We start from the raw sequence: 25,607 nt of genomic DNA on the forward strand, positions 1-25,607 counted from the left end.
GTGACCGCCTCGTGCGCGACGACGCCCCGTCACCGGTTCGATGGCGGGGCGCTTTCATGATCGTGCGTCACACGTGCGTCATGATCTTGAGATCTCCTGAGACACACTGAGACCCGTGAGACAACTACTGTTGTCTTTCTCCAGGTCAGCTCCATGATCTACTCCCTCACCAGCAGCGCGACGCACTCCACGTGGTGGGTCATCGGGAAGGCGTCGAAGGCGCGCAGATCGTCGAGGCGGTAGCCGCGCTCGGCCAGCCAGGCCAGGTCGCGGGCCAGCGTCGCCGGGTCGCAGGAGACGTAGACGACGCGCGGCGCCTCCAGCGAGGCCACCCGGTCCACGACATCGCGCCCGAGCCCGGTCCGGGGCGGGTCGACCACCACCAGGTCGGCCCGCTCGATCTGGAACCGGTCGAGCGCCTCCTCGACCCGGCCCCGCTCCACCCGCGCCTGAGGCAGGTCGCGCAGGTTGGCCCGGGCGTCGCGGACGGCCGCGGCGTCGGACTCCAGGCCGAAGACGGCCCCCTCCGGCCCCACGGCCTCGGCCAGCCCGGCGGCGAACAGGCCCACCCCGCAGTAGAGGTCGAGCGCCCACTCCCCCGGCTCGGGAGCGGCGTAGGCCAGGACCGCGTCGAGCAGCGTCTCGGCGGCCCCGGGATGCACCTGCCAGAAGCCGCTGCCCGACACCCGGAACTCGCGGTCGCCCACCCGCTCGCGCAGCACGCCCGAGCCCCGGCGCGGCACCGTGCGGCCTTTGCCCTGGTCGAGCAGGACCGAGGCCGGCACGTCGAGGTCGGGCACGGCCACCGGGCGGTGCGAGCGGGGCCGGACGACCACGGCGTGGTCGCCGCCGGAGGAGGCGATCACCTCGACCCCGGCCGCGCCCGGCCACTCGTGCCGCTCCGCGCCGGCCGCCTCCACCTCGGGGTGGGCGATCAGACAGGCGTCGACCGGCTGGATGTCGTGCGATCGGTGCTTGCGGAAGCCCAGCTCACCACCGGGGCGGGCGGCGAACTGCACGCGGGTGCGCCAGCCGAGCCCGCCGGGAGCGCCGGGCACCTCCTCGACGACGATCTTCCGATCGATGCCCGCCAGCCGCCGCAGCTGCTCGGCCACGACGTCGGCCTTGAGGGCGCGCTGCGCGTCAAGGGTGGCGTGCTGCCAGTCGCAGCCGCCGCAGCGGCCAGGACCCGCGTAGGGGCAGGGCGGCGTCACGCGGTCGGGAGACGGCTCCAGGATCTCCACGGCGTCGGCCCGCAGGAACCGGGTCGTCTCCTCGGTGACCGCGGCGACGACCCGCTCACCCGGCAACGCGTGCCGGACGAAGACCACCCGGCCCTCGTGTCGTGCCACGCACCAGCCGCCGTGTGCGACCGGACCCACCGTCAACTCCAGAGATGCCTGTTCCACACGCATACCCTATGCCCTGCCCCTACCGATCACTTTCGGGAATGGATCACCTACGGTGTGCGCGCAGTCAGGCGTTCGGGCAGCGGCTCAGCGAGGCGGCGCCTGGTCGTCCTTGACGTTGCGCCTCGGCGGGCGGCGCGCCGACCCCGGAGCGACCGGCTCGGGACGGCCCAGCAGCCGGTCCGACGAGTGCAGCTGCCACGGCACGCTCGTCACCATCACCCCCGGCTTGAACAGCAGCCGCGCCTTCAGCCGGAGCGCGCTCTGGTTGTGCAGCAGGTGTTCCCACCAGTGGCCGACCACGTACTCGGGGATGAAGACGGTCACCACGTCGCGGGGCGAGCGCCGGCGCAGCGTCTTGACGTAGTCGAGCACGGGCTGGGTGATCTCCCGGTACGGCGAGTCGAGCATCTTGAGCGGCACCGGGATGCCCATCCGCTCCCAGTCCTCCTGCAACTGCCGTGCTTCCTTGCCCTCGACGCCCACGGTGACCGCCTCCAGGGTGGACGGGCGGGTGGCACGGGCGTAGGCGAGCGCGCGCATGGTCGGCTTGTGGATCTGGGAGATGAGCACGATGGCGTGGTTGCGCGCCGGCAGCGTCGCCTCGTCGTACTCCTCGGTGATCTCCAACTCGGCCGCCACGTTGTCGTAGTGGCGCCTGATGGCCTTCATCATGAGGAACAGCAGGGGCATCGCGATGCACACGATCCAGGCCCCGACCACGAACTTGGTGAGCAGCACGACCACCAGCACCAGCCCGGTCATGACGGCGCCGAAGAAGTTGATCACTCGGGAGCGGTGCATCTGGTGCCGGACCTGCAGATCGTCCTCGGTCTTCAGCAGGCGGGTCCAGTGGATGACCATGCCGGTCTGGCTCAGCGTGAACGAGACGAAGACGCCGACGATGTAGAGGTTGAGCAGGCGGGTGACGTCGGCGTCGAAGCCCCACAGCAGCAGGCAGGCGCCGAGTGCCAGGATGACGATGCCGTTGGAGAAGGCCAGCCGGTCGCCGCGGGTGTGCAGCTGGCGCGGCAGATAACGGTCCTGGGCCAGGATCGAGCCGAGCACGGGGAACCCGTTGAAGGCGGTGTTGGCGGCCAGGAACAGGATGAGCGCGGTGACCGCCGAGATGATCACGAAGAGCGCCGATCCGCCGCCGAAGACCGCGTCGGCCACCTGCGAGATGATCGGCTGCTGGTAGTAGCCGGGGCCGACCGGGGTGCCGTCGGGCCGGAGCAGGTCGGTGGCGACCGTGCCCGGATCGGCGATCTTGACCCCCGAGGCCAGGCCCAGCGCGATGATGCCGCCGAACATCGTGATCGCGATCAGGCCCATCAGCAGCAGCGTGGTGGCGGCGTTGCGGCTCTTGGGCTTGCGGAAGGCGGGCACGCCGTTGCTGATCGCCTCGACACCGGTCAGCGCCGCGCAGCCGGTGGAGAAGGCCCGCAGGATCAGGAACGCGGCGGCGAAGGCCGTCAGGTCGGTCTGCTCGGGCACGATGCCGAAGTCGGCGCTGGGCGCCCGCAGCTCGTCGCCGAAGACGAGCACCCGGAAGCCGCCCCAGGCGATCAGCCCGAGCACCGCGAACATGAACGCGTACGTGGGCACGGCGAACGCGGCGCCCGACTCGCGCAGCCCGCGCAGGTTGACCACGGTGAGCAGGATGACGATGCCGATGGCGACGGCGGGTTTGTGCTCGGCGACGAACGGGATGGTCGCGCCCACGTAGTCGACGCCGTTGGCCACCGACACCGCGACGGTCAGCACGTAGTCGACCATGAGCGCGCTGGCCACGGTGAGCCCGGCGTTCTTGCCCAGGTTGGTGGTGGCCACCTCGTAGTCGCCGCCGCCGCTGGGATAGGCGTGGACGTTCTGCCGGTAGGAGGCGACGACCGTGATCATCACCACCACGACGGCCATCGCGACCCACGGGCTGTAGGCGTAGAACGAGACTCCGGCCAGCGACAGGATGACGAGGATCTCCTGCGGCGCGTACGCGACGGAGGACAGCGCGTCGCTGGCGAACACCGGCAGGGCGAGCCGTTTGGGCAACAGCTGCTCGTGCAGTTGGCCGCTGCGCAGCGCGCGTCCCACCAGGACGCGTTTAAAGAGATCCGTTCCCTTCGCCACGTAACGAGATGCTAGTCCCATCTTCCGGTGCCACAGCCAGTACGCTCCCGGACCGCGCCATACTGGTGTCGAGCAACCGGCCGACCGCGAATTGCGGGGGAGAATGCATATAGTGATCATGGGATGTGGCCGGGTCGGCTCGACTCTGGCGCACATCCTCGAGGACAACGGCCATTCCATCGCGATCATCGATCGCGACCCCCAGGCGTTCCGCCGCCTGCGCGCCGGCTTCCGCGGTCGACGGGTCACCGGGGTGGGCTTCGACCGCGACGTGCTCACCGAGGCGGGCATCGAGTCCGCGACCGCCTACGTCGCGGTCTCCAGCGGCGACAACTCCAACATCATCTCCGCCCGGGTGGCGCGCGAGACGTTCGGCGTCGACAACGTGGTCGCCCGCATCTACGACCCCCGCCGCGCCGAGGTCTACCAGCGGCTGGGCATCCCCACGGTGGCGACCGTGCGCTGGACCGCCGACCAGATCCTGCGCCGCATCCTGCCCGAGGGCGCCGAGCCGCTCTGGCGCGACCCGACCGGCACGGTGGTCCTGGCCGAGGTCACCGTGCACCCCTCCTGGATCGGCACCCGGGTGCACGTGCTGGAGGCCCAGGCCAGGTGCCGCGGCGCGTTCCTCACCCGGATGGGCGAGGCGCTGGTCATCACCGAGAACACCGTGGTGCAGGAGGGCGACCTCCTGCACGTCATCGCCGCCGAGAGCGACATGGACCGGATCAACAAGGTGCTCGCCGCCGCACCCGAGGAGGAGCACTGATGCGCGTCGCCATCGCCGGCGCCGGCGCCGTCGGCCGGTCCATCGCCGCCGAGCTGCTGGAGAACGGCCACGAGGTCCTGCTCATCGACATCGACCCCAAGGCCATCAAGATCGACACCGTGCCGCGCGCCGAGTGGCTGCTGGCCGACGCCTGCGAGATCGCCTCGCTGGACGAGGCGGGCCTCAACGACTGTCACGTCGTCGTCGCCTCCACCGGCGACGACAAGGTCAACCTGGTCGTGTCGCTGCTGGCCAAGACCGAGTACGGCGTGCCGCGCGTGGTGGCCCGGATCAACCACCCCAACAACGAGTGGCTGTTCAACGAGTCGTGGGGCGTCGACGTGGCCGTCTCGACCCCGCGCCTGCTGAGCGCGCTGGTCGAGGAGGCGGTGAGCGTCGGCGACCTGGTGCGGCTGATGACGTTCCGCCAGGGGCAGGCCAACCTCGTCGAGCTGACCCTGGCCGACGACGCCCCCGTGGTGGGCCAGCGGGCCGGCTCGGTGCCGTGGCCGGTCGACTCCGCGCTGGTGGCGATCCTGCGCGAGGGCCGCGTGCTGGTGCCCAGCGCCGACGATCCGCTGGAGGCCGGCGACGAGCTGTTGTTCGTCGCCAGCCAGGAGGTCGAGCAGGAGCTGGCGCACCTGCTCTCCCAGCACTGACCCCGCGCCCCGGTGGTCAGGCCGGGGCGACCGGCGGTTTGATCGGGGTGCGGCCCCTGCTGAGCAGCCAGACCATGGCGGCCAGCGCCGCCACCTGCAGCGGCCAGCCCATCGCGATCTTGGCCAGGCCCAGCGCGGCCACGGCCTCGTCACCGCCGCCGAACAGGTAGACCGGCAGCTGCACGGCCACCCGGACCACGCACGGGAGCATGAGCAGCCAGGTCAGCTTGGTGCACAGCCGGACGATGCCCGGATCCTTGTGCCACCCGGTGGGATCACCGGTGACCGAGCCGATCAGGAACCCGACCAGCGGCCAGCGGGCCACGATCGAGACGAGCATGGCGATCGAGTAGGCGCCGTTGTACAGAATGCCGGGCAGGAAGTAGTCCTTGGCGTCGCCGGTGCGGCTGGCGAAGAACGCGCCGATCGCGATGCCGATCAGGCTGTTGATCACGAACTGCGGCGTCGACCGCTGCACCACCCTGACCACGAGCAGGAGCACCGACAGCGCGATGCTGATGATGAGCGACAGCTTCAGCTCTTCGGTGGCGATCCAGGACACCGTGAACGCGACCGTGGGCACCGCGGCCTCGATGATGCCGCGCACACCGCCGAACGCCTTGCCGAGCTGGGCTCGGACCGCGGCCTCCACGGTGTCGTGGGCGACGTCTTCCGCCTCGGCACTCACCTGATCAACTCCCTGGGCGCAGTTCGTATCGCGGATTGAACATCACTTTGCGCCCGTCCTGCACGCTGACCAGGCCCTCGGCCTTGACGATGCGGCCGGGCTCGATCCCCGCGATCTTACGACGGCCGAGCCAGACCAGATCGATCACGTCCGACCCGTCGTAGAGCTCGGCCTCCAGGGACGGGGCTCCGCCCCGTGGACGCAGGGTGACGGTACGTAGCGTACCGGCCACGCAGAACCGACGGCGTCCGCCACACGCGGCGATCGGTGTCGCGCCGGTCTGCTCGGCGTCTTTGCGCAGCTCCTGAGCCTCGATCTCGGACTGAGGCGAGGCCAGGCGGCTGAAGAACCCGCGCAGGCCCCCGCGTCGGGGGGGCGGTGCCGTACTCATGATGACTCAGCCTATGCGATGGGACGGTCAGCGAATCTCGCTGATCTCGGGCCCGCGTTTGAACGGGTTGAGGCCCGGCCCCTCGGTGGCCTCGGCCGTCTGGTCGCTGGGCCTGCGCAGGGTGATCGGCTCCTCGCGGGCCATCGGCTCGGCGCCGCGCACGACCACGACGTCCCTGACGAAGTCGACGAACGGCGCGGCGACCTCCTCGTCCATGGCGGCCTTGCCGTAGATCACGGCCAGCAGGAACCAGCGCGGGCCGTCGATGCCGAGGTAGCGGGCCGGGCGGGTGGTGCCCTCGGAGGCGATCTCGCCGGACAGCTCGACGCCGAACGGCCCCTGCCGCTCCTCCAGCGACGGAGACTGCTGCAGGATCTTGGTCTTGACCTCGTCCCACAGGCTCATGGACCGGGGCGCGGCCAGCGCCTGCAGCTGGAGCGAGCTGTCCTCGTACAGCGCGACGACGCCGATGTGCTGGTCTCCCATCGAGGCCAGCCGTACGTCGAAGTCGGGATTGTGCGGCAGCCGGAGGCCGCCGAGATCGATGCGGTCATGCTCGGGGTGGGGCTCGTCGGCGTCCCACGGGCCGGAGGCGCGCATGGGGGCGGAGGTCTCCGCCACGACTGGGTCCGGCTGCTCACGACGGCGACGTCGGAACACTGGTCTCACACTCCCTGGATTAACGTCCTGTTGAACCGAAACCGCCGGCGCCGCGCGCCGAGCGGGGCAGGTCTCCCACCTCGCGGAAGGCGGCCCGCTCCACACGCTGCAGCACGAGCTGCGCGACACGGTCGCCGCGGCGAAGGCGGAACGGCTCCTTGGCATCAGTGTTGATCAACGTCACCTTGATCTCGCCCCGGTAGCCCGCGTCGACGGTGCCGGGAGCGTTGACCATGGTGACGCCGTGCCGGGCCGCCAGCCCCGAGCGCGGATGCACGAACGCGGCGTAGCCCTCGGGCAGCGCGATCGCGATCCCCGTGCCGACCACGGCCCGCTCGCCCGGCGACAACTCGACGTCCTCGGCCGAGTAGAGGTCGGCGCCCGCGTCGCCCGGATGGGCGTAGGAGGGCACGGGCAGCTCGGCGTCGAGCCGGTGGAGGAGGACCTCCGTCGTGCCCTCGGCGGGCGGATCCACGGACGGGCTGCCGGTCAAGGATTCACCTCGAAGTCGTGGTGCTCGGCGGTGATGGCCTCGGCGTCGCCGTGGCGGGCGAAGTGCTCCATCTCGACCTCGATGAAGAGCGCCGCCGCCCGGACGGCGACCGGGCCGTCGGGGGCGCCGATGCGCCCCTCAGCCTCAAGGTACGCCTTCCGGCCCGAGATGCCGTTGCACCAGGCACGCAGGTGGAGTGTCGTGCCGACGGGAACGGGGAGAAGGAAGTCGGTCTCCAGGCGGCCGGTGACGTAGGGCTTGCGGAACAACCACACGGACATCCCGATGACCTCGTCCATCGCCGTGGCCAGCACTCCGCCGTGCGCGAGCAGCGGCGCCCCCTGATGGGGCTCCCCCACCACGAACTCCGCCTCGACGCTGAGCCCGTCGGGCGTGAACGCCGAGATGTGCAGGCCGGTCGGGTGGTCGACGCCACAGCCGAAGCAGCCGCTGTAGTGGGTGCCGAGCGCGCTGCCCGGCGCCGGTGCGTCGGGATGCGGCTTCGGAGGTTCGGTGCCCGAAGGCGGGGTGGTCACGGGAGAACGAGTCACGGATGACGAGGTTACTCGGTGTCGGCCGGACGTGGGTCGCGACCTGGTAGGACGGGCAGCGCGGGCGGCCGGCCGGGCTCGGGGCCGGGCTCCGGCTCGGCGGACTGGGCCGGAGGCAGGGCCGGCGGGGCGTGCCGCAGCTCGGGCAGCGCCCGGTAGATCACCGCCGCGACCGGCACGGCCACGACCGCTCCGGCGATGCCGCCGAGGATGCCGCCGACGGCCAGCACGAGGATGATGGCCAGCGGGTGGAAGTTGAGCGCCCTGCCCACGATCAGCGGCTGCAGCACGTGGTTCTCGAGCTGCTGCTCGACGACCAGGATGCCGACGAAGACCAGCGCGTAGACGGGGCCGTTGGCGCCGAGCGTGACGAGCGTGGCGATGGTGCCGGCGAAGAAGATGCCGACGATCGGGATGAAGCTGGCGAAGAAGATCAGCACGGCCAGCGGCGCCCAGAGCGGCACCCCCATGCCGGCCAGCACGATGCCCATGATGACGCCGTGCACGGCGGCCACGGCCACGGTGCCCTGCACGTAGTGGGAGAGCGTGGTCCACGCGGCCCGGCCGGCCCGGTCGACCCGCGGCGACATCGCGCCGAACCCGCGCAGGAACCACGACCAGATCCGGTCGCCGTCCTTGAGCAGGAAGAACGTGACGAACAGCAGCAGCACGATGGACGCGAGCACCTCGAAGGCGACGGCCCCGGCGGTCAGCACGGTGCCGGTGATGGCGGTGCGCTGGGTGTTGACCATCTTGGCGACTTCGTCGACATAGCCGGTGATCTGCGCCTGCTGGAGGTGCAGCGGACCGGTGATCAGCCACTCCTGGACGTCGCGGGCGGTCGCCTGAACCTGCTGGACCAGGTTGGGGAACTCCTCGGTGGCCCGCGCGCCGACCAGCCACCCGGTGCCCACCAGCACGGTGAGGGCGACCAGCATGGTGATCCAGGTGGCGTAGATGGGCCGCATGCCGGTCTTGCGCAGCCTGTTGGTCAGCGGGAACAGCAGCGCGGTCAGCAGCAGGGCGACGGCCACGGGCAGCGCGACGAAGCTGAGCCGCCCGATGCCGAGGGCGAAGAAGTAGACGACCACGCCGACGAGGATCAGGCAGGCCGCCCAGGTGGCCATCTTGGCCAGCACGGGTGGCACGAGCGAGGTGGGGCGGTCGGCGGTCACGCCCTCCAGACTGGCACGTCGCGGGCCGGTACGCGCATGGTTAAAAGATCGGGCCTGGGCAAGGTCACCGAGCCGTGTCACCGTCGTGCCCATGAAGGCTGTGTCCGCGCTTCTCAGCGTGCTTCTGACCCCGTTCCTCACCGGCCTCCCGGCTGCGCCGGCCGCCGCGGCGGCCGGGCCCGCCTCGGGCGGCGGGCTCGCGCTGGAGGTGCTCTCCAGCCGCGCCGACCAGGTCAGCGGCGGTGACGCGTTGGTCAGGGTGCGATCGGCCCGCGGCGGCCCGGTGCGGGTGCTGCGCAACGGCGAGGACGTCACCTCCGTGTTCCGGGCCGATCCCGCAGGGCGCTCGCTCACCGGCCTGGTGAGCGGGCTGCGGACCGGCGACAACACGATCAGCGCCGTGGCCGGGCCGCACCGGGAGGAGCTGAGGGTGCGTGACCACCCGATCTCGGGACCGATCTTCTCGGGGCCGCACCAGTACCCGTTCGTGTGCAAGACCGAGCGCGCCGGGCTCGGCCGGCCGGTGGCCGACAACCAGGACGGGCAGGGCATGCGGGTGCCGGACGGCTGGAGCAGGGACTGCTTCGCGCCCACGGTGACCGACCGGATCTACCGGGCGGCCGACGGCGCCTTCAAGCCGATGCCCGCCGAGCGGCCGGCCGACATGACGACCACCACGCTGCTCGACGGGCGCGTGGTGGACTTCGTGGTGACGCGCGAGCGCGGCGTGATCAACCGGTTCCTCTACTCGATCGCGATGATCGAGGGCGGCTGGAACGGCCGGGCGATCTACCGCTTCGACGGCGGCGTGGCGATCGGCCACGACCAGGGCACGCTGGGCGGCGGCGCGCTCGACCCGTACGGGCTGGGCAAGGGCTACGCGATCCTGCACTCGTCGGGCACCCGCACCTCGACCCACTACAACCTGATCCTGGGCGGCGAGACGGCGCTCATGGTGAAGGAGAGGTTCGTCGAGCGGCACGGCCCGCCCCTCTACACGGTGGGCCTGGGCGCCTCCGGCGGCGCGATCCAGCAGTACATCTACGGCCAGAACCACGGCGACCGGGTGATCGACGCCGCCATCCCGCAGTATTCGTATCCGGACATGGTCACCCAGACCATCCACGTGGGCGACTGCGAGCTGCTCGAACGCCACATGGACCGCAACCCGCGCTGGGCGGACTGGGACTCACGCACCGCGCTCATCGGGATGAACGCCAGCGACACCGTGGCCAACCCCTACACCGGCAGGGCCGGGTCCGACGAGTGCGTCGAGGGCTGGCGCGGGCTCACCCCGCTGACCATGAACCCGCTGTGGACCTCCGACAACTCCCCCGAGTGGCAGCAGATGGATCCGCCGGGCGTCAAGAACACGGTCCAGTGGACGCACTGGGACGACCTGCGCGACGTCTACGGCGTCGGCCCCGACGGCTACGCCCGCTCCACCTGGGACAACGTCGGCGTGCAGTACGGGCTGAAGGCACTGGTCGACGGCACCGTCACGGCCGGTGAGTTCCTCGACCTCAACGCCCAGGCGGGCTCGTGGAAGGAGGCGCGGGACATGGTCCAGGAGGGCTGCCCGTTCACGCCCTCGCTCTGCCCGGCCGAGTTCGACCCGTGGAGCTCGCGCAACATGCGCCTGGGCGACCCGGCGCCGCGCCGCACCGGGGACCGGGTGGCGATCAGGAACGTCGAGCGCAGCGGGCTGGTGTTCCGCGGCGACATCGACATCCCGGTCATCGACTGGCGCCACTACCTGGAGGACGAGCTCGACATGCACAACTCGCACCAGTCGTTCGCCTCGCGCAAGCGGATGCTGAACCACGACGGCGACGCCGCCAACCAGGTCATCTGGTTCACCGACGCCCGCCCGGACGGTCCCCGGTTCGACCAGACGCCCGAGGCGCTGCGGGTGATCGACACCTGGATGGCGAACATCCGGAAGCACCCGCGACGCGGGGTGGCGGGCAACCGGCCCGCTGACGCGGTGGACCGCTGCTTCGCCACCGACGGCAGCCAGATCGCGGCCGGCCCGCGCGTCTGGGACGGCATCCTGAACCGGCGCGCCGCCGGCGCCTGCACGGAGAGGTTCCCGCTCTACTCGACCTCGCGCATCGTCGCGGGCGGGCCCATCGAGGGCGGGGTCTACGCGTGCCGGCTGCAGCCGGTCGCCCGCGCCATCGCGCGCGGGCTCTACGGCGGCTGGCGGCCCACCCCCGCCGAGCGGAGCCGCCTGGAGGCGATCTTCCCGACGGGAGTGTGCGACTACTGACCCTCGGCCACCGCCCTCGACCAGTGCCCCTCGGGGCTACTGACCCTCGACCAGTGACACCTGGACGGCGAACTCGGGCCCGTCGAGGAGGACGAACTCCTCGACGTTGCCCGCGCCGCACAGGTCGTCCTGGGCGAGGCGGACCAGCCCGATCTCGGGGCCGGTGACGGTCAGGCGCGAGACCTCGGCCCGCATCGACAGCCTGGCCTCCGACTTGGCCTTGCGCACCCGCCCGAGCACCTCGGAGGCGACGGCCAGCACGGCCGGGTCGCCTCCGCCGCGCTCGGCCGCCGGCCAGGGGGCGCGGTGCACGCTGCCCTCGCGCCACCACGACCACACCTCCTCGGTGACGAACGGCAGGAACGGCGCGAACAGCCGCAACTGGACGTCGAGCGCCCGGCGCAGCGCGGTGCGGGCCGAGGCCGCCCCGGCGCCGGACTCGTAGGCCCGCGCCTTGACCAGCTCCAGGTAGTCGTCGCAGAACGACCAGAAGAACCGTTCGACGGCCTCCAGCGCCCGCGTGTGCTCGTAGCCGGCGAACGCCTCGGTCGCCTCACGGACCACGTCGCCCAGGGCGGCCAGCATCGACAGGTCGAGCGGCTCGGTGACCTCGGTGACCTCGCCGCCCTCGCCCAGGCCCGAGCCCTCACCCAGGCCGAGCACGAACTTGGAGGCGTTGAGGATCTTGATCGCCAGCCGCCGGCCGATCTTGAGCTGACCGGCGTCGAACGCGGTGTCGATGCCGTAGCGGCCGTTGGCCGCCCAGTAGCGGACCGCGTCGGAGCCGTGCCGCTCCAGCAGGTCCATCGGGGTGACCACGTTGCCCTTGGACTTGGACATCTTCTTGCGGTCGGGGTCGAGGATCCAGCCCGAGATCGCGACGTCGCTCCACGGGGCGTCGCCGAACTCCAGGTGCGACCTGACCACGGTGGAGAACAGCCAGGTCCGGATGATCTCGTGGGACTGCGGGCGCAGGTCGGCCGGGAAGACCCGCCGGAACAGGTCGTCGTCGGTCTCCCAGCGGCCCGCGATCTGCGGGGTGAGCGACGAGGTGGCCCAGGTGTCCATCACGTCGGGATCGGCCATGAACCCGCCGGGCACCCCCCGCTGCGACTCCGTGTAACCGGGTGGCGTGTCGGAGGACGGGTCGATCGGCAGCAGCTCCTCGGGCGGCGTGATCGGCTGGTCGTAGACCGGCCGGCCGGTCTCGTCGAGGGGGTACCACACCGGGAAGGGCACGCCGAAGAACCGCTGCCGGGAGATCAGCCAGTCGCCCGCCAGCCCTCCGACCCAGTTGTCGTATCTCACCCGCATGTGCGGCGGGTGCCAGCTCAGCTCGCGGCCCCGCTCCAGCAGCCGCTCGCGCAGCTCCGCGTCGCGCCCGCCGTTGCGGATGTACCACTGCCGGGTGGTGACGATCTCCAGCGGCTTGTCGCCGCGCTCGTAGAACTTGACCGTGCGCTGGACCGGCCGCGGCTCGCCGTCGAGGTCGCCGGACTCGCGCAGCAGCTCCACGATCCGCTCGCGGGCGCTGTGGACGGTCTTGCCCGCCAGCTCTTTGTACGGCTCCTCGTCGACGCCCGCCGGCGGCTCGGGCAGCAGCCGGCCGTCCCAGCCGATGATCGGCCGGGTCTCCAGGTCGAGCTCGCGCCACCAGGTCACGTCGGTGATGTCGCCGAACGTACAGATCATGGCGATGCCCGAACCCTTGTCCGGCTCGGCCAGGTGGTGGGGCAGGACGGGCACCTCGACGCCGAACAGCGGCGTGAGCACCGACGTGCCGAACAGCGGCCGGTAGCGCTCGTCGTCGGGATGGGCGACCAGGGCCACGCAGGCCGGGATCAGCTCGGGCCGGGTGGTCTCGATCCAGACCGGGCCGTTCTGGCCGTAGAACGAGATCCGGTGGAACGCTCCCGGCCACTCGCGGTCCTCGAGCTCGGCCTGGGCGACGGCGGTGCGGTAGGTGACGTCCCACAGCGTCGGCGCCTCGGCCAGGTAGGCCTCACCCCGGCCGAGGTTGCGCAGGAAGGCCCGCTGCGAGACCCGGCGCGAGTCGTCGCTGATCGTGGTGTAGAGCAGCGACCAGTCGACCGACAGGCCGACCCGCCGCCACACGGCCTCGAACGCCTGCTCGTCGATGGCCGTCAGCTTGTGGCACAGCTCCACGAAGTTGCGCCGCGAGATGGAGATCTCACGTTTGCCGGGCTTGTCTGGCGGTACGAACCCGGGGTCGTAGGGCAGCGAGGGATCACAGCGCACGCCGTAGACGTTCTGCACGCGCCGCTCGGTGGGCAGGCCGTTGTCGTCCCAGCCGATCGGGTAGAACACCGACTTGCCCAGCATCCGCTGGTGGCGGGCCATGATGTCGGTGTGGGTGAAGGAGAAGACGTGACCCACGTGCAGGGAGCCGGAGACGGTGGGGGGCGGGGTGTCGATCGAGTAGATCTCCTCGCGCGCCCTGGACCGGTCGAACCGGTAGGTGCCCTCGCTCTCCCAGCGGCCTACCCATACCTGCTCCAAGCCATCGAGAGTGGGTTTCTCGGGCATAGGCGCATGGCGTGGTCGCTGTTGAGTCATGCCTCCTTATGGTACGGCTTCACGGGCCAGGCCCGCGTTAGAGACTAGGGTTCGTTATCTAGGGGAAGGAGACGCCGCATGGCAGAGGACAAGCCGGATCTGGCCTGGCGGGTCATTGGCGGACTGGTCGGTCTGGCGACCGCGTGGGCGGCCCGGAAGCTCCTCGGGTTCGCCTGGGTCAAGGCGACCGGGAAGGAGCCGCCCATCGACACCGACTCGCCCGAGGTCAGCCTCGGTGAGGCGATCGGTTACGCCGTCGTGATGGGCGTCGGCATGTCCGTGGCGCAGATCGTGGTCAACCGGACCGCCAAGAAGCGGTATGAAGCGTGGCGGACTGTGAAACAGGTGACTCCAGGGCATTGAGAAACTCGTTGGCCCAGCGGTCCACGTCGTAGGTGGTGACCCGGCGCCGCATCGTGCGCATGCGCCGGGTCAGCTCGTGCGGCGTGGCCCGCATCGCCGCCAGGAGCTGGCGCTTGACGTCCTCGATGTCATACGGGTTGACCAGGTACGACTGCCGCAGTTCGTCGGCCGCCCCGGCGAACTCACTGAGCACGAGCGCCCCGTCCATCGCGTGGCGGCAGGAGATGTACTCCTTGGCGACCAGGTTCATCCCGTCGCGCAGCGGGGTCACGACCATCACGTCGGCCGCCAGGTAGAGCGCGGCCAGCTCCTTGCGGCCGTACGACTGGTGGAAATACTGGATCGGCTGCAGCCCGAGCATCGCGTGCTCGCCGTTGATCCGGCCGACCTGCAGCTCGATGTCGTCCCGGAGCCGGCGATACTCCTCCACCCGCTCCCGGCTGGGCGTGGCGATCTGCACGAACACCGCCTCGTTGGGCGCCAGGCTGCCGTCCTTCAGCAGCTCGCCGAACGCCTCCAGCCGCTGCCCGATGCCCTTGGTGTAGTCGAGCCGGTCGACGCCGAGCAGCAGGTGGTCGGGGTCGCCGAGCTCCGACCTGATCTCCTTGGCGCGGGTGATGACCGCCGGGTCGCGCACCATGGTGTCGAGTTCGCCGAAGTCGACGGAGATCGGGAAGGCCTGCGTGGTGACGACCCGGTCGTCGAGGAAGATCTCGTTCCCCTTGTACGGCAGGCCGAGCAGCCTGCGGCACAGCCGGCGGAAGTTGGAGGCGCCACCGGACAGCTGGAACCCCACCAGGTCGGCCCCGAGCAACCCCTCGACCAGCTCCTTGCGCCACGGCAGCCGCCAGAACAGCTCGACCGGCGGGAACGGGATGTGCAGGAAGAAGCCGATGCGCAGGTCGGGCCGGAGCTTGCGGAGCATGGCGGGCACGAGCTGGAGCTGGTAGTCCTGCACCCAGACGACCGCCCCGTGCTCGGCGACCTCGGCCGCGGCGTTGGCGAAGCGCTGGTTGACGAGGCGGTAGGCGTCCCACATGTCCCGCTCGAAGACGGGCGGCGCGACCACGTCGTGGTAGAGCGGCCAGAGCGTGGCGTTGGAGAACCCCTCGTAGTAGAGCTCCACCTCCTCGGTCGACAGCGGCACCGAGATGAGGTTCATGCCGTCCTGCTCGAACGGGTCCAGCTTCTCGTCGGCGGCTCCGTGCCAGCCCAGCCAGGCACCATGACGGCGCTGCATCACCGGGGCGATGGCGGTCACGAGCCCGCCCGGGCTCCTGCGCCATGAGGCCGTTCCGTCCGGCCCGACCGTCCGATCCACCGGCAAGCGGTTGGCAACGATCAGAAACGAGCTACGGCCACTCACTCAAGTCCTCCTACGACTCTGTCCAGCGTGCACCGCGAGGCGCGGCGCACGGCGGCCACCACCGACTCCGGCCCCGCGTGGGGAATGATCGCGGCGATGTGAGCGTCGGGCCTGATCAGCCACGCTTCGTCCGGCCTGACGCCGAGTTCGTCGGCCAGGCCACCGGTGCCATCCATCGTCGCGAGCTCGCGGACGGCGAGCGGCGCCCTAGTGACCTTGCCCAAGACCTGGGCAAACAAACGCGAATCGCTCATTCCACCCACAAGTAGTAGGAAACCGTCACGGCAGTGATCACGCAATCTCCCGCCCGGCAGCGCCTGCCTGCGTTCCCGGTCGGCCGCGCCCGACGGGGCGAGGAAGCGCATGGTGGCCGCGGTGACCTCCAGGTTCTCCAGCGCGGCCGCGTGCCGCTCGACGTGGTACGTCTCCAGGAGTTCCTCGGGAGCCCAGCCGTTCAGCACGAAGGCCAGCTTCCAGGGCGAACGTGCGGCCGTCGAACCGGACGCCGAGCGCCTCCCGCAGCCCCTGCTCCCGCGCGCCGGCGCAGGCCACCACGTAGGAGGCGCGCAGCGACCGCGCGCCGCACCGGACGGTGACGCCGTGGTCGTCCCGCTCCGGGCCGGTCACCTCGTGGCCCCAGCGGACCTCGACGAGCGGCTGGGCGGCGATGGCCTCGTCGAGGATCTCCTCGGTGCGCGACTGGGAGATGTTCACGAACGGCGGCAGCGTGCCGGAGACCTCGAACCTCCAGGAGGACAGCTCCCGGTCGCGGTAGTAGGTGCGGGCGGCCGTCCAGGTCAGGCCCTCCTCGGCGATCCGGCCCGCGCCGACGGCCGACCAGACGTCGAGCACGTCGCGCTGCCCGGTCGAGCGTGCCGGTGGCCCAGTCGCGGTGGAAGGCGTCGCCGGTGTAGGGAGATGGAGCCGGGCTCCTTGAACAGGCGGGGCATTCTGGCGTACTCGCTGGCCCAGTCCTCGGCGCCCGCTCGGCGATCAGGTCGCGGGTCCTGTCGTGCGTGACGATTGTCGTCGAGATCGGCGGACGAGGCGAACGGCTTGACCATGGCTGCTCCTCTGCGTCTGCTGCGCCGGGGCGGGTCAGGGGTCTGACCGGCCCCGCTCGGGAGGCTCTAACCGGCCGCGCTCGGCAGACGCCGGCAGCTTGACCCGCAGGTCGTCGCGGATGGCCTGGCCGAGTTTCTTGGTCGCCACCCGGTTGAGGGCGCCGCCGGCGACGGCGCCGGTCAGGAACGGGCCGAGCGTGGTGAGGTGGCGGCCGAGGGTGCGCATGAGGCGGTTGCGCAGGGCGGTCTTGGTGGCCGCGCCGAGCGCGAGCGAGACGGAGGCGGGGGCCAGCGGGTCGACGCCGCGTTGCTTGGCCCAGGCCGCGGTGAAGGCGACCGCGCGCTGGGCGCCGGTGCCCTCGACCCGCACGCCGTAGACCTCGTGCAGCTCGGCGAGGAGCTTGACCTCGATGGCGGCGACCACGATCGTCTCGGCGACGAGCTGGGCGGGAGCGGAGAGCAGAAGAGGGGGCGCGGCGAACTGCGCGGCCGCGAGCGCGCCGCCGATGGCGCCGACCGTCATGGTGGCCTTCTGGGCGGTGCGGACCAGGTCGTCGGCGAGCTGCTCACCGGTCAGGCCGTGGTGGTGCTCGGACAGGGTGTGCAGGTCTCGGATGGGGATGCGCGGCGCGATGTTGAGGAAGATGTCGGCCAACCACCGGCCTCGGCCGGTGCCGCTCTCCCGTGCCCTCCTGGAGGCGGTCGTCAGGGACCGGGCTAGGCGGCCGAGCAGCTTGCGCCGCTCGGCCGGCTCCAGCTCGCCGGGCTCGGTGAGCCTGCCCACGAGCTCGCCGACCTCCCTGTCGAGGTCGGCCTCCTGCTTGCCTGGTTGCTGATCCTTATCGGGTACGGCCACGCGAAGCCTCCGTCTGGTGGTGGCGACCGCTCAGGGCCGATCGGCATCGCCGTTTGCCCTGAGCCACGGCGTCAGGCAGCGCACTCCCGGCAGACCTGCTGACCGTTCCTCTCGGACGCCAGCTGGCTGCGGTGGTGCACGAGGAAGCATCGCGAGCAGGTGAACTCGTCGGCCTGGCGCGGGATGACCCGCAGGCTGAGCTCTTCGTTCGACAGGTCCGCGCCGGGCAGTTCGAGCGACTCGGCGAGGTCCGTCTCGTCGATGTCGATGCTGCCGGACGACTTGTCGGTGCGCCGGGCCTGCAGCTCCTGCAGGCTGTCCTCACTGAGATCGTCGTCCGTCTTGCGTGGGCTGTCGTAGTCGGTAGCCATCGTGCTAACTCCATCCCCCTCATCTATATGTCTTCACGCTCATCGCGCGTCTTCTAACGTCCGGGACGCCCAACTTGTGCCCGATCCCGGCGGGGAGATTGTGCATCGGTACCCCAGGAGAACGGCCATCGAACCTCCCAACACGTCAGGGCCTGCTGCCGAGGGCAATGGTTAGCCAAATATGGCGAAACCCACAGCCTTGGCGTCACGCACCACCGTGTTCGACGGCACATCCAACCACATGTGCGGCGAGAACGAGACGCCCCCACTCGACCAACACGCCGGATCAGCGGCGTGGAAGCCGAATGGTCACGACAAGTCCGCCGCCGTCGCGTGGCACGGCGGTCACATTTCCACCATGAGCCTGGACCACCGCGCGCACGATGGACAGCCCCAACCCCGCTCCCTTGGCGGATTCCACCCGGTCGGCGTGGAGTCTCCTGAAGGGCTCGAACAGGCTGTTGACCTCGTACGCCGGAACGTGCTGTCCGGTGTTGGCCACCTGAACAACCAACGCACCGTCCGCCATTCCCGTCTGGATCCATACTTTTCCGTTTTCAGGAATGTTGTACTTGATCGCGTTCTCGAGCAGGTTACTGACGGACCGCTCCAGGAGCACCGGATCGCCCACGGTAGGCGCGCTGACCAGATCGGTGACGACCGAAACCCCGTGTTCGGCGGCGAACGGCATGACCTGTTCGACCGCGGTCCGCGCGACGTCCTGGACGTCCAGGGGTTTGCGCACCGCCAGGTCGCGCTCGCTCCTCGCGAGCAGCAGCAGCCCCTCGATCAGCCGCTCGTTGCGGGCGTTCACCTCGAGCAGGGTGCGGCCCAGGGCCTTGAGGTCCTGTGAGGCCTCGGGGTCGGACAGGGCGATCTCCAGGACCGTCCGGTTGATGGTCAACGGCGTGCGCAGCTCGTGCGAGGCGTTGGCGACGAACCGCCGCTGGGTGTCGAAGGCGACGTTGAGCCGGGTGAGCATGGCGTCGAAGGTGTCGGCCAGCTCCTTCAGCTCGTCGTTGGGGCCCTGGAGGTCGATCCGCTGGTGGGCCAGGTTGCTCTCGGACAGCTTCCTGGCCGTGGCGTTCATCTGCGCCACCGGGCGCATCGCCCGGTCGGCGACGAAGTAGCCGAGGATGACCGCCAGCAGGCCGACGCCCAGCAGGGCGAGGAACGAGCTGCTCAGCAGGGCGTCGCGGGCGGTCTGCACCGCCTGCTGCTGGGCCAGGCGCCACCGGTTCTCGACGATGGCCGCGTCGATGGCGTTCATGCCGCTGAGGTCGAGGGGCAGCCAGGCGTCGTCGATCGCCCTGCCGACGATCGCGTAGATCGAGAACAGCAGCACGGCGGCGGCCACGAAGAACAGCGCGCTGTAGGTCAGGGTGAGCCGCCAGCGGATGCTCACCCGGCCGGGCAGCTCCCTGACCCGGTCCATCGCGCTCCGCTGGACCGGCGCGTAGGAGGGGGGCGGCGGGCCGTCCCAGGCCGGCGGCCCGGTCGGCGGCGGCGCCTGCCTCTTCCGGTCGGAGGACGGGCTGATCATCGGATGCGTCCGCGCCTCTTCGCGCCGTTCTGGACTTTCGCTCACAACTTGTATCCCACCCCGGGCACCGTCTCGATCACCTGAGGGTCGCCCAGCTTCTTGCGCAACGTCATCATCGTCACGCGCACCACGTTGGTGAACGGGTCGATGTTCTCGTCCCATGCCTTGTCCAGCAGGTCCTCCTGGCTGACCACGGCGCCCTCGGCGCGCATCAGCTCCTCCAGGACCGCGAACTCCTTCTTGGTCAGCACGACCTCCCGCCCGTCACGCTCGACCAGCCGCTTGCCGGGGTCGAGCCGGATCCCGGCGCGCTGCAGCACGGGCGGCAGCGCCGGGGCCGAGCGACGGCCGAGCGCCCGGACCCGGGCGACCAGCTCGATGAAGACGAACGGCTTGGCCAGGTAGTCGTCGGCGCCCAGGCCGAGCCCCTCCACCTTGTCGTCCACGTCGCCCGAGGCGGTCAGCATCAGGATCCGCGAGGCCGAGCGCTGCTCCACCAGGCGGCGGCAGACCTCGTCGCCGTGCACCACCGGCAGGTCACGGTCAAGGACGATCACGTCGTAGTCGATGTAGGACGTACGCTCCAGCGCGCCACCGCCGTCGTAGGCCACGTCGACGGCCATGGCCTCGCGCCGCAATCCGGTCGCGATCGCGTCGGCCAGCACTCGCTCGTCCTCAACCACCAGCACCCGCACGCCCGTGCACCTCTTTCCGCTTCTTGACCGACATTCTGACCTCAGCCTCGATAAGCGCACGGTAAGGCATCTCGGGGGCTGCCTCGGACAAGGCTCCGCGAATTTCCATGTTTCGGATGACGAGCGGGCTGGGTATGCCTGCGAAACACCCGCCGCCGTGTGCCGAAGGATCCCCGTGTGCGCAGGCCGGGTGACACACGTCGCCCAGGACGTTCTGGACCCCCTCAGAAAGCAGGTGAGATGGGCGAGTTCACGACCACGATCGAAAGCCGCCTCGACCAGGCTTACAAGGGCCTCAGGGAGGCCCGTAGCGCCGGTGACGACTATCTCGCCGACACCCTCTCCGCGGAGATCGAGGATCTGCGCCGGCTGGCGGACGATCACGGCATCCCGTTGCGGAGCTGACGCCAACGCGACGACGGCCGGGACCCTGGAAAAGGGCCCCGGCCGTCGTCATGTCCGGTGATCCCGGGCGTGGGGCCCCCGCGCCCGGCGCCCGGTCAGCCGTCGCGCTCGGGGTCGAGCGTGACGAGCAGGTCGTGCAGCTCCTCGAACAGCCCGGGCGCCGCGCAGAGCAGCAGGTCGGAGTTGGGCGGCCTGCCGTGCAGCCCGCCCAGCCCGGCCCCGGCCTCGGCGGCCACCAGCCCCGCCGCCGCGAAGTCCCAGTGGTTGACGCCCCGCTCGTAGTAGGCGTCCACCCGGCCCGCGGCCACCGAGCAGAGATCGACCGCGCAGGACCCTCCACGCCGGATGTCACGCACCCTCGGCAGCACCGCGGCCACCACCTCGCCCTGCACCGCCCGCCGCTCGGCCCCGTAGCCGAACCCGGTCGCCACCAGCGCCCGCGACAGCGGCACCCCGGTGTTGCAGCGCAGCCGCTCGCCGCCGAGCCAGGCCCCCTCGCCGAGCTCCGCGGTGAACACCTCGCCGCGTGGCACCACGTTCACCACACCGGCGACGATCTCGCCGTTCACCTCGACCGCGATCGACACCGCCCAGTCGGGCAGGCCGTACAGGAAGTTGACCGTGCCGTCGATCGGGTCGACGATCCAGCGGACACCGGAGGAACCTCCGTGCTCGCCGCCCTCCTCGCCGAGGAAGCGGTCACCGGGCCGGGCCGCCCGGACGCGGGAGCGGATGAGCTCCTCCGAGGCCCGGTCCAGGGCGGTGACCACGTCGGTGGGGCTCGACTTGGTCGCGACCACGCCGGACATCGTGGGCCGCTTGGCGAGCAGCATGTCGCCCGCCTCCCGCGCGATGTCCTCGGCCAGCTGTGCGAAGTCGGTCATCAGGCCACCGAGTCCGGCCGTTTCCACTCCTGCCCGAGCACGTGCTGGGCGAGGAAGGCCAGGACCGTCTCGTACCAGGCGACGGTGTTGCCCGGCTTGAGGATCCAGTGGTTCTCGTCGGGGAAGTAGAGGAACTTCGACTCGACGTTCGTACGCCTCAGGTCCCACCAGAGTCGCAGGGCCTCGCCGATCGGCACCCGGTAGTCCTTGTCGCCGTGGATGACGAGCATCGGGGTGTCGATGTCGTCCAGCGCGAGGTGCGGGGAGAGCCTGGCGTAGCGCTCGGAGCCGGGCGCGCCGAACTCACGCTGCCAGTACATGGAGGCGTCGGTGGTGCCGGCGAACTGGTCGAGGTTCCACAGCGAGGCGTGGGTGACGATGGCCTTGTAGCGGTCGCTGTGACCGGCGACCCAGTTGGCCATGTAGCCGCCGAAGGAGCCGCCCATCGCGCCGAGCCGGTCGGCGTCGATGTCGTCCCTGGCCACGGCCACGTCCATGATCGCGTCGAGGTCGGCCAGGGTGCGCGGGCCCCAGTCGCCCCAGCCGCGGTCGATCATCTGCTGGCCGTAGCCGGTGGACAGGCACGGGTCGGGCATCAGGACGGCGTAGCCGTGCTCGGCCATGATCCACGACTGCCAGCGCCACTGCCAGTCGTTCCACGAGCCGACGGGGCCGCCGTGGATCCACAGCAGCAGCGGGGCCGGGTCGGCGGCCGAGGCGCCCCGGGGCAGCACGAGCCAGCCGCGGATCGTGGCGCCGTCGTCGGCGGTGGCGGAGATCTCGGTCAGCGTGCCGGACACCTCGGGGCGGGGCGCCGGTGACGGCAGGTCGGCGACCTCGCCGGTGCCGAGGTCGATCCTGGCCGGTGCCGGGGCGAGGGCGACCCCGCCGCGCAGCGCGTACAGGAACCGGCCGTCGGGCGAGGCGTTGAGCGCGAGGTAGGACGCGTCGTCGCCGGTGAGCCTGACCGCCTCGCCGCTTTCCTGATCGCCCACCGGGACGCGGAAGACCGGGCGGCGGCCCTGGTGGTCGGCGACCAGGAAGACGGCCGAGGAGTCGGGCGCCCACGCGAGGCCCGCCGGGAACAGGTCGGGCGCGTGCGCGCCGCCCTCCCCGGTGGCCAGGTCGCCGATCCACAGCTCGGCGCGCGCCGACACCTCCAGACCGGTGTGCCGGTCGCGGGAGCAGGCGACGCGGGCGCCGTCGGGCGAGACGGCGATCGGCCCGGTGAAGTCGTGGGCGTCGTCGGCGAAGATCACCCGGCGCTCGCCGGTGGCCACATCGATCGCGACGAGCTCGGTGCGCAGCTCGCCGCCGGGCAGCGGGACCCGCCAGGTCGTGACCACGGTGGCGCCGTCGGGGGTGAGCTCGAACGCGACCTCGCGCAGCGCGTCGCCCGGGTCGGGCGTCAGGTCGCGCACGTCCTCCAGCCGGTCGTCGCCGAGCCTCCCGGCGAACAGCCGGGTGCGGCCGGGGCCGAGGTCGTGGTCCCAGTAGCGGACCGGGTAGCCCTCGTGCAGGATCGCGCTGATCCCGGCGTCCTTGCGCGCCTTGCGGCGTTCCTCCTCGGTCGCCTCCTCGCCGTCGAGCACGTCGGAGGCGAACACCACGACGTCGCCCGCCGTGCGCACCGCGCCGATGCCGCCGGGACGGGCGGCCACCTGGCGTGCCTCTCCGCCGGAGCGGGGCAGCAGCCAGAGCGAGGGCGCCTCGTCGGTGGAGTCCTTGACCGCCGGGTCGGGGCGGGCGGAGGTGAACAGCAGGTCGCCCGCGCCGGTGAACTCCGCCTGGGTCTCGCCCTTGGCCGACCGGGTCAGGCGGTAGGGCTCGGCGTCCACCGGGATCGCCCAGAGCGCGGTGCCGTACGACTTGCCGTCGGGATTGAGGGACTGCACGGCGGAGACGAGCCGCGAGGCGTCAGGCGAGAGCTTCAGCGAGAGAACTCGAGGGATCGCCACATAGTCACGTATGTCGTTGAATGCGCTCACTCGATCGAACCTACCTCGCGGCAAGGAGCACGGACACCGCGACATAGGGTTTGTCACGTGGGGAATTACGACGCGTTGCTGATCCTCTCGTTCGGCGGGCCCGAAGGTCCCGACGACGTGCTGCCGTTCCTGGAGAACGTCGTCCGGGGCAGGGGCGTGCCGCGCGCGCGGCTGATGGAGGTGGCCGAGCACTACCTGTCGTTCGGCGGCGTCAGCCCGATCAACCAGCAGAACCGCGACCTGGTCGAGGCGCTGCGCCCGGTGGCCGGTGTGCCCGTCTACTGGGGCAACCGCAACTGGCGCCCGTTCGGCGAGGACACCGTGCTGCGGATGCGTGACGACGGCGTGCGCAGGGCCGCGGTCTTCGCCACCTCCGCGTGGGCCGGCTACTCCAGTTGCCGGCAGTACTACGAGGACATCGCCCGGATCTCCGTCGAGGGAGGTCCCGAGCTGGTCAAGATGCGGCACTACGGCGACCATCCGGGGTTCGTCACCGCCGTGGCCGACCACACCCGGCAGGCGCTGGAGCGGCTCGGCCGCGACGACGCCCGGCTGGTGTTCACCGCGCACAGCATCCCGCTCGCCATGGCCGAGACCGCCGGTCCGGCCGGCGGGCTCTACGAGGCGCAGCTGCACCGCTCGGCCGAGCTGGTCAACCGGGCGCTGGGCCGCACGCGGCCGTGGGACCTGGTGTGGCAGTCGCGCAGCGGGCCGCCGCAGGTGCCGTGGCTGGAGCCCGATGTCTGCGACCACCTGCGCAAGATCGACGCGCCGGCGGTGGTGCTGGTGCCCCTGGGGTTCGTCTCCGACCACATGGAGGTCGTCTACGACCTCGACACCGAGGCCCGGCAGGTGGCCGACGAGCTCGGCCTGCCGATGGAGCGGGCCTCGACGGCCGGCGTGCACCCCGCGTTCGTCCGCATGGTGCGCGAGCTGATGGACGAGCCCGAGCCGGCGCCGTGCGCGCTGACCTGCTGCCCGCCGCCGCGACGCCCGGGAGCGCCCCGGGCGTGAGCCGCGGGGGCGCGGGGCGTCAGGTGTAGGCGCGGGCGTAGGCCTCGGCGACGCCCATCACCTTGTTCACGTAGTCCCACGAGTGGTTGTAGAACCAGATCGCCTTGCGCAGCTTCTCGCCGCCCTTGCCGGCGCCGTTCGCGCACAGGTAGTTGGCCGCTCCGGGCACCGCGTCGTACGGGCTCCAGATGTCGGCCTTGCCGTCGCCGTCGCCGTCCACCCCGTACGCCTTCCAGGTGGCGGGCATGAACTGCATGGGCCCGAGCGCGCCCGCGCTGGAGGGGCCGTTGTTGCGGCCGTGCCCGCTCTCCACCTGGCCGATCGCGGCCAGCACCGTCCACGACAGGCCGGGGCAGCGGGTGGCCGACACCTTGTAGAGGTCGAGGTAGCTGGTGGGCCGCTGCCCGGCGACCGGCTGCTCCGTCGGGCGGGAGGTGCTCCGGGGGGTGCTCTTGCGCGTCTCGGCGACCAGTGAGACGACCTGGGCCCCGTCACCGAGCAGCTTCTTGACCCGCGCCTGGCTGATGGCGCCCTTGCCGTGCAGCAGCACCGCGACGCCCGGCGCGAGCCCGAGGGTCTTGCCCGTCTCGGTGCTCACCAGGCCGTCGACGCCCTTCAGTCCGAGCGTGGCCGAGGCCGCGACGCGCAGCCTGGGGCCGCCGTCCACCTGGTAGTGGGCCCCGAGCACGAGACCCAGGCGGCGGGTGGCCGCGCTGTCGGCGACGAGCTCGCCCCTGGCCAGCGCGCTCCAGACGCCGGGCTGGCCGGCGACCGCCTTGGGCGTCCACGAGCGGAACCCGGCCGGGTCGACGGCGAGCAGGTTGAGGCCGGTGCCCGACACCTTGACCGAGCCCGCGTCGACCACGACCACCTTCTGCGCGTTCTTCAGCGCGGCCAGCGCGAACCGGGTCCGCTTGGGCACCTCGCCGCGGGCGATCGCGAGCAGCCTGGGCGGGGTCGGGGTGACGCCGGGGCCGCCTTCGCCGAAGTCCCGGGCGGGCTCCGTGGTGGGGACGAGCTGGTCGAGCCGGATCTGCTCCGGCCGCTCGCGGTCGCTCCGCGCCGGCCGCTCCTTCGCGGTCTCGAGCAGGTCGTCGTTCATGATCACCACGACTCCGCCGCCCACCAGCGTGAGGACGATCACGGCGACGACCATGTACAGCACGGCACGGAAGGTGGGAAGTCCGGACACCCGGCACACGTTAGCTCAGCCATCGGGTAAACCAGTTGCAGTACGGACAGACGGTGCGCAAAGGTTAAGTTCGCGCAGTAGGGAGAGACGCC

24 protein-coding genes and 1 pseudogene are annotated in these 25,607 nt (G+C 71.1%); 6 read left to right on the top strand and 19 right to left on the bottom strand.

The genetic code is table 11. The features are described 5' to 3' along the window. Positions 1–158 precede the first annotated feature (158 nt). Complete coding sequence (locus IEY82_RS17445) at positions 159–1,415, bottom strand: class I SAM-dependent RNA methyltransferase (RefSeq protein ID WP_189125183.1); 1,257 nt, start codon at positions 1,413–1,415, stop codon at positions 159–161. A gap of 81 nt (positions 1,416–1,496) precedes the next feature. Next, complete coding sequence (locus tag IEY82_RS17450; protein ID WP_189125184.1) at positions 1,497–3,539, bottom strand: APC family permease; 2,043 nt, start codon at positions 3,537–3,539, stop codon at positions 1,497–1,499. Positions 3,540–3,642: 103 nt separating this feature from the next. Here IEY82_RS17450 and IEY82_RS17455 point away from each other — a divergent pair, with 103 nt between their 5' ends. Both IEY82_RS17455 and IEY82_RS17460 read left to right on the top strand, forming a co-directional pair. Further along, positions 3,643–4,308 (top strand): potassium channel family protein, encoded by a 666-nt coding sequence (locus IEY82_RS17455; protein ID WP_189125185.1) that lies wholly within the window; start codon positions 3,643–3,645, stop codon positions 4,306–4,308. Then, a complete protein-coding gene (locus tag IEY82_RS17460) occupies positions 4,308–4,967 on the top strand; it encodes a potassium channel family protein (protein ID WP_189125186.1) in 660 nt (219 codons plus the stop codon). The genes IEY82_RS17455 and IEY82_RS17460 overlap by 1 nt, the downstream gene beginning before the upstream one ends. 16 nt (positions 4,968–4,983) lie before the next feature. On the opposite strand, the gene IEY82_RS17465 is transcribed toward IEY82_RS17460, so the two are convergent. From IEY82_RS17465 to IEY82_RS17490, 6 genes are read right to left on the bottom strand one after another with little or no spacing between them, the layout of a single operon-like run. After that, positions 4,984–5,655 (bottom strand): DUF3159 domain-containing protein, encoded by a 672-nt coding sequence (locus IEY82_RS17465; RefSeq protein WP_189125187.1) that lies wholly within the window; start codon positions 5,653–5,655, stop codon positions 4,984–4,986. Between the two features lie 4 nt (positions 5,656–5,659). After that, positions 5,660–6,046 (bottom strand): OB-fold nucleic acid binding domain-containing protein, encoded by a 387-nt coding sequence (locus IEY82_RS17470; protein ID WP_189125188.1) that lies wholly within the window; start codon positions 6,044–6,046, stop codon positions 5,660–5,662. 27 nt (positions 6,047–6,073) lie between these two features. Beyond that, complete coding sequence (locus tag IEY82_RS17475; protein ID WP_225263292.1) at positions 6,074–6,667, bottom strand: DUF3710 domain-containing protein; 594 nt, start codon at positions 6,665–6,667, stop codon at positions 6,074–6,076. A 58-nt stretch (positions 6,668–6,725) separates the two neighbouring features. After that, positions 6,726–7,199, bottom strand: a complete 474-nt coding sequence (gene dut, locus IEY82_RS17480; RefSeq protein WP_189125189.1) for a dUTP diphosphatase — start codon at positions 7,197–7,199, stop codon at positions 6,726–6,728. Next, positions 7,196–7,750 carry a PaaI family thioesterase gene (locus tag IEY82_RS17485; protein WP_189125190.1) on the bottom strand — a complete coding sequence of 185 codons (555 nt, stop codon included), beginning with the start codon at positions 7,748–7,750 and terminating at the stop codon, positions 7,196–7,198. The genes dut and IEY82_RS17485 overlap by 4 nt, the downstream gene beginning before the upstream one ends. 11 nt (positions 7,751–7,761) lie before the next feature. Next, entirely contained in the window at positions 7,762–8,925 is a 1,164-nt protein-coding gene (locus IEY82_RS17490; RefSeq protein ID WP_189125191.1) for an AI-2E family transporter, read from the bottom strand. A 91-nt stretch (positions 8,926–9,016) separates the two neighbouring features. On the opposite strand from IEY82_RS17490, the gene IEY82_RS17495 reads away from it, so the two are divergent. After that, complete coding sequence (locus tag IEY82_RS17495; RefSeq protein WP_189125192.1) at positions 9,017–11,197, top strand: DUF6351 family protein; 2,181 nt, start codon at positions 9,017–9,019, stop codon at positions 11,195–11,197. A gap of 36 nt (positions 11,198–11,233) precedes the next feature. Here IEY82_RS17495 and valS read toward each other — a convergent pair whose 3' ends face one another. Continuing rightward, positions 11,234–13,774, bottom strand: coding sequence for a valine--tRNA ligase (gene valS, locus IEY82_RS17500; protein WP_372459729.1), 2,541 nt, complete (start codon positions 13,772–13,774; stop codon positions 11,234–11,236). Positions 13,775–13,852: 78 nt separating this feature from the next. Between valS and IEY82_RS17505 the strand changes: the two genes are divergently transcribed. Beyond that, complete coding sequence (locus IEY82_RS17505) at positions 13,853–14,137, top strand: DUF4235 domain-containing protein (RefSeq protein WP_189125194.1); 285 nt, start codon at positions 13,853–13,855, stop codon at positions 14,135–14,137. Here the strand turns inward: IEY82_RS17505 and IEY82_RS17510 are convergent. The 7 genes and pseudogenes from IEY82_RS17510 to IEY82_RS17535 all read right to left on the bottom strand — a co-directional run bounded on the left by IEY82_RS17510 (position 14,070) and on the right by IEY82_RS17535 (position 20,032). Then, the gene (locus tag IEY82_RS17510; RefSeq protein ID WP_189125195.1) at positions 14,070–15,503 is read right to left on the bottom strand and encodes an alpha,alpha-trehalose-phosphate synthase (UDP-forming); all 1,434 of its coding nucleotides are present in this window, start codon (positions 15,501–15,503) and stop codon (positions 14,070–14,072) included. The genes IEY82_RS17505 and IEY82_RS17510 overlap by 68 nt on opposite strands. Next, complete coding sequence (locus IEY82_RS39160; RefSeq protein WP_225263317.1) at positions 15,500–15,727, bottom strand: hypothetical protein; 228 nt, start codon at positions 15,725–15,727, stop codon at positions 15,500–15,502. The genes IEY82_RS17510 and IEY82_RS39160 overlap by 4 nt, the downstream gene beginning before the upstream one ends. Before the next feature lie 319 nt (positions 15,728–16,046). Further along, positions 16,047–16,355, bottom strand: a pseudogene (locus IEY82_RS39170) (FAD-dependent monooxygenase); the annotation flags it as partial. A gap of 246 nt (positions 16,356–16,601) precedes the next feature. After that, positions 16,602–17,423, bottom strand: coding sequence for a hypothetical protein (locus IEY82_RS17520; protein ID WP_225263291.1), 822 nt, complete (start codon positions 17,421–17,423; stop codon positions 16,602–16,604). A 71-nt stretch (positions 17,424–17,494) separates the two neighbouring features. Further along, positions 17,495–17,794, bottom strand: a complete 300-nt coding sequence (locus IEY82_RS17525) for a DUF4193 domain-containing protein (RefSeq protein ID WP_189125196.1) — start codon at positions 17,792–17,794, stop codon at positions 17,495–17,497. Between the two features lie 286 nt (positions 17,795–18,080). Then, positions 18,081–19,382: a sensor histidine kinase gene (locus tag IEY82_RS17530; RefSeq protein ID WP_308015985.1), complete on the bottom strand. Its 1,302-nt coding sequence runs from the start codon at positions 19,380–19,382 to the stop codon at positions 18,081–18,083. Next, entirely contained in the window at positions 19,379–20,032 is a 654-nt protein-coding gene (locus IEY82_RS17535; protein ID WP_189125197.1) for a response regulator transcription factor, read from the bottom strand. The genes IEY82_RS17530 and IEY82_RS17535 overlap by 4 nt, the downstream gene beginning before the upstream one ends. 240 nt (positions 20,033–20,272) lie before the next feature. On the opposite strand from IEY82_RS17535, the gene IEY82_RS17540 reads away from it, so the two are divergent. Beyond that, positions 20,273–20,437 carry a hypothetical protein gene (locus IEY82_RS17540; protein WP_189125198.1) on the top strand — a complete coding sequence of 55 codons (165 nt, stop codon included), beginning with the start codon at positions 20,273–20,275 and terminating at the stop codon, positions 20,435–20,437. 95 nt (positions 20,438–20,532) lie between these two features. Here the strand turns inward: IEY82_RS17540 and IEY82_RS17545 are convergent, their stop codons facing one another. Together IEY82_RS17545 and IEY82_RS17550 are read right to left on the bottom strand one after the other, a co-directional pair. Continuing rightward, complete coding sequence (locus IEY82_RS17545) at positions 20,533–21,321, bottom strand: inositol monophosphatase family protein (RefSeq protein WP_189125199.1); 789 nt, start codon at positions 21,319–21,321, stop codon at positions 20,533–20,535. Further along, positions 21,321–23,354, bottom strand: coding sequence for an alpha/beta hydrolase family protein (locus tag IEY82_RS17550; protein WP_189125270.1), 2,034 nt, complete (start codon positions 23,352–23,354; stop codon positions 21,321–21,323). Before IEY82_RS17550 ends, IEY82_RS17545 begins: the two co-directional genes overlap by 1 nt. 12 nt (positions 23,355–23,366) lie before the next feature. Here IEY82_RS17550 and IEY82_RS17555 point away from each other — a divergent pair, with 12 nt between their 5' ends. Beyond that, positions 23,367–24,323: a ferrochelatase gene (locus tag IEY82_RS17555; RefSeq protein ID WP_189125200.1), complete on the top strand. Its 957-nt coding sequence runs from the start codon at positions 23,367–23,369 to the stop codon at positions 24,321–24,323. A 19-nt stretch (positions 24,324–24,342) separates the two neighbouring features. Here IEY82_RS17555 and IEY82_RS17560 read toward each other — a convergent pair whose 3' ends face one another. Further along, complete coding sequence (locus tag IEY82_RS17560; protein ID WP_225263290.1) at positions 24,343–25,515, bottom strand: lytic transglycosylase domain-containing protein; 1,173 nt, start codon at positions 25,513–25,515, stop codon at positions 24,343–24,345. Positions 25,516–25,607: the final 92 nt, after the last annotated feature.

This window comes from Nonomuraea cavernae (assembly GCF_014646355.1).
Lineage (GTDB): Bacteria > Actinomycetota > Actinomycetes > Streptosporangiales > Streptosporangiaceae > Nonomuraea > Nonomuraea cavernae.

Coding starts and splice junctions, on each gene's coding strand:
- IEY82_RS17495 (WP_189125192.1), top strand. CDS start 9,017: ATGAAGGCTGTGTCCGCGCTTCTCAGCGTGCTTCTGACCCCGTTCCTC.
- IEY82_RS17455 (WP_189125185.1), top strand. CDS start 3,643: ATGCATATAGTGATCATGGGATGTGGCCGGGTCGGCTCGACTCTGGCG.
- valS (WP_372459729.1), bottom strand. CDS start 13,774: ATGACTCAACAGCGACCACGCCATGCGCCTATGCCCGAGAAACCCACT.
- IEY82_RS17445 (WP_189125183.1), bottom strand. CDS start 1,415: ATGCGTGTGGAACAGGCATCTCTGGAGTTGACGGTGGGTCCGGTCGCA.
- IEY82_RS17550 (WP_189125270.1), bottom strand. CDS start 23,354: ATGTCGCGGTGTCCGTGCTCCTTGCCGCGAGGTAGGTTCGATCGAGTG.
- IEY82_RS17470 (WP_189125188.1), bottom strand. CDS start 6,046: ATGAGTACGGCACCGCCCCCCCGACGCGGGGGCCTGCGCGGGTTCTTC.
- IEY82_RS17460 (WP_189125186.1), top strand. CDS start 4,308: ATGCGCGTCGCCATCGCCGGCGCCGGCGCCGTCGGCCGGTCCATCGCC.
- IEY82_RS17525 (WP_189125196.1), bottom strand. CDS start 17,794: ATGGCTACCGACTACGACAGCCCACGCAAGACGGACGACGATCTCAGT.
- IEY82_RS17505 (WP_189125194.1), top strand. CDS start 13,853: ATGGCAGAGGACAAGCCGGATCTGGCCTGGCGGGTCATTGGCGGACTG.
- IEY82_RS17540 (WP_189125198.1), top strand. CDS start 20,273: ATGGGCGAGTTCACGACCACGATCGAAAGCCGCCTCGACCAGGCTTAC.
- IEY82_RS17545 (WP_189125199.1), bottom strand. CDS start 21,321: ATGACCGACTTCGCACAGCTGGCCGAGGACATCGCGCGGGAGGCGGGC.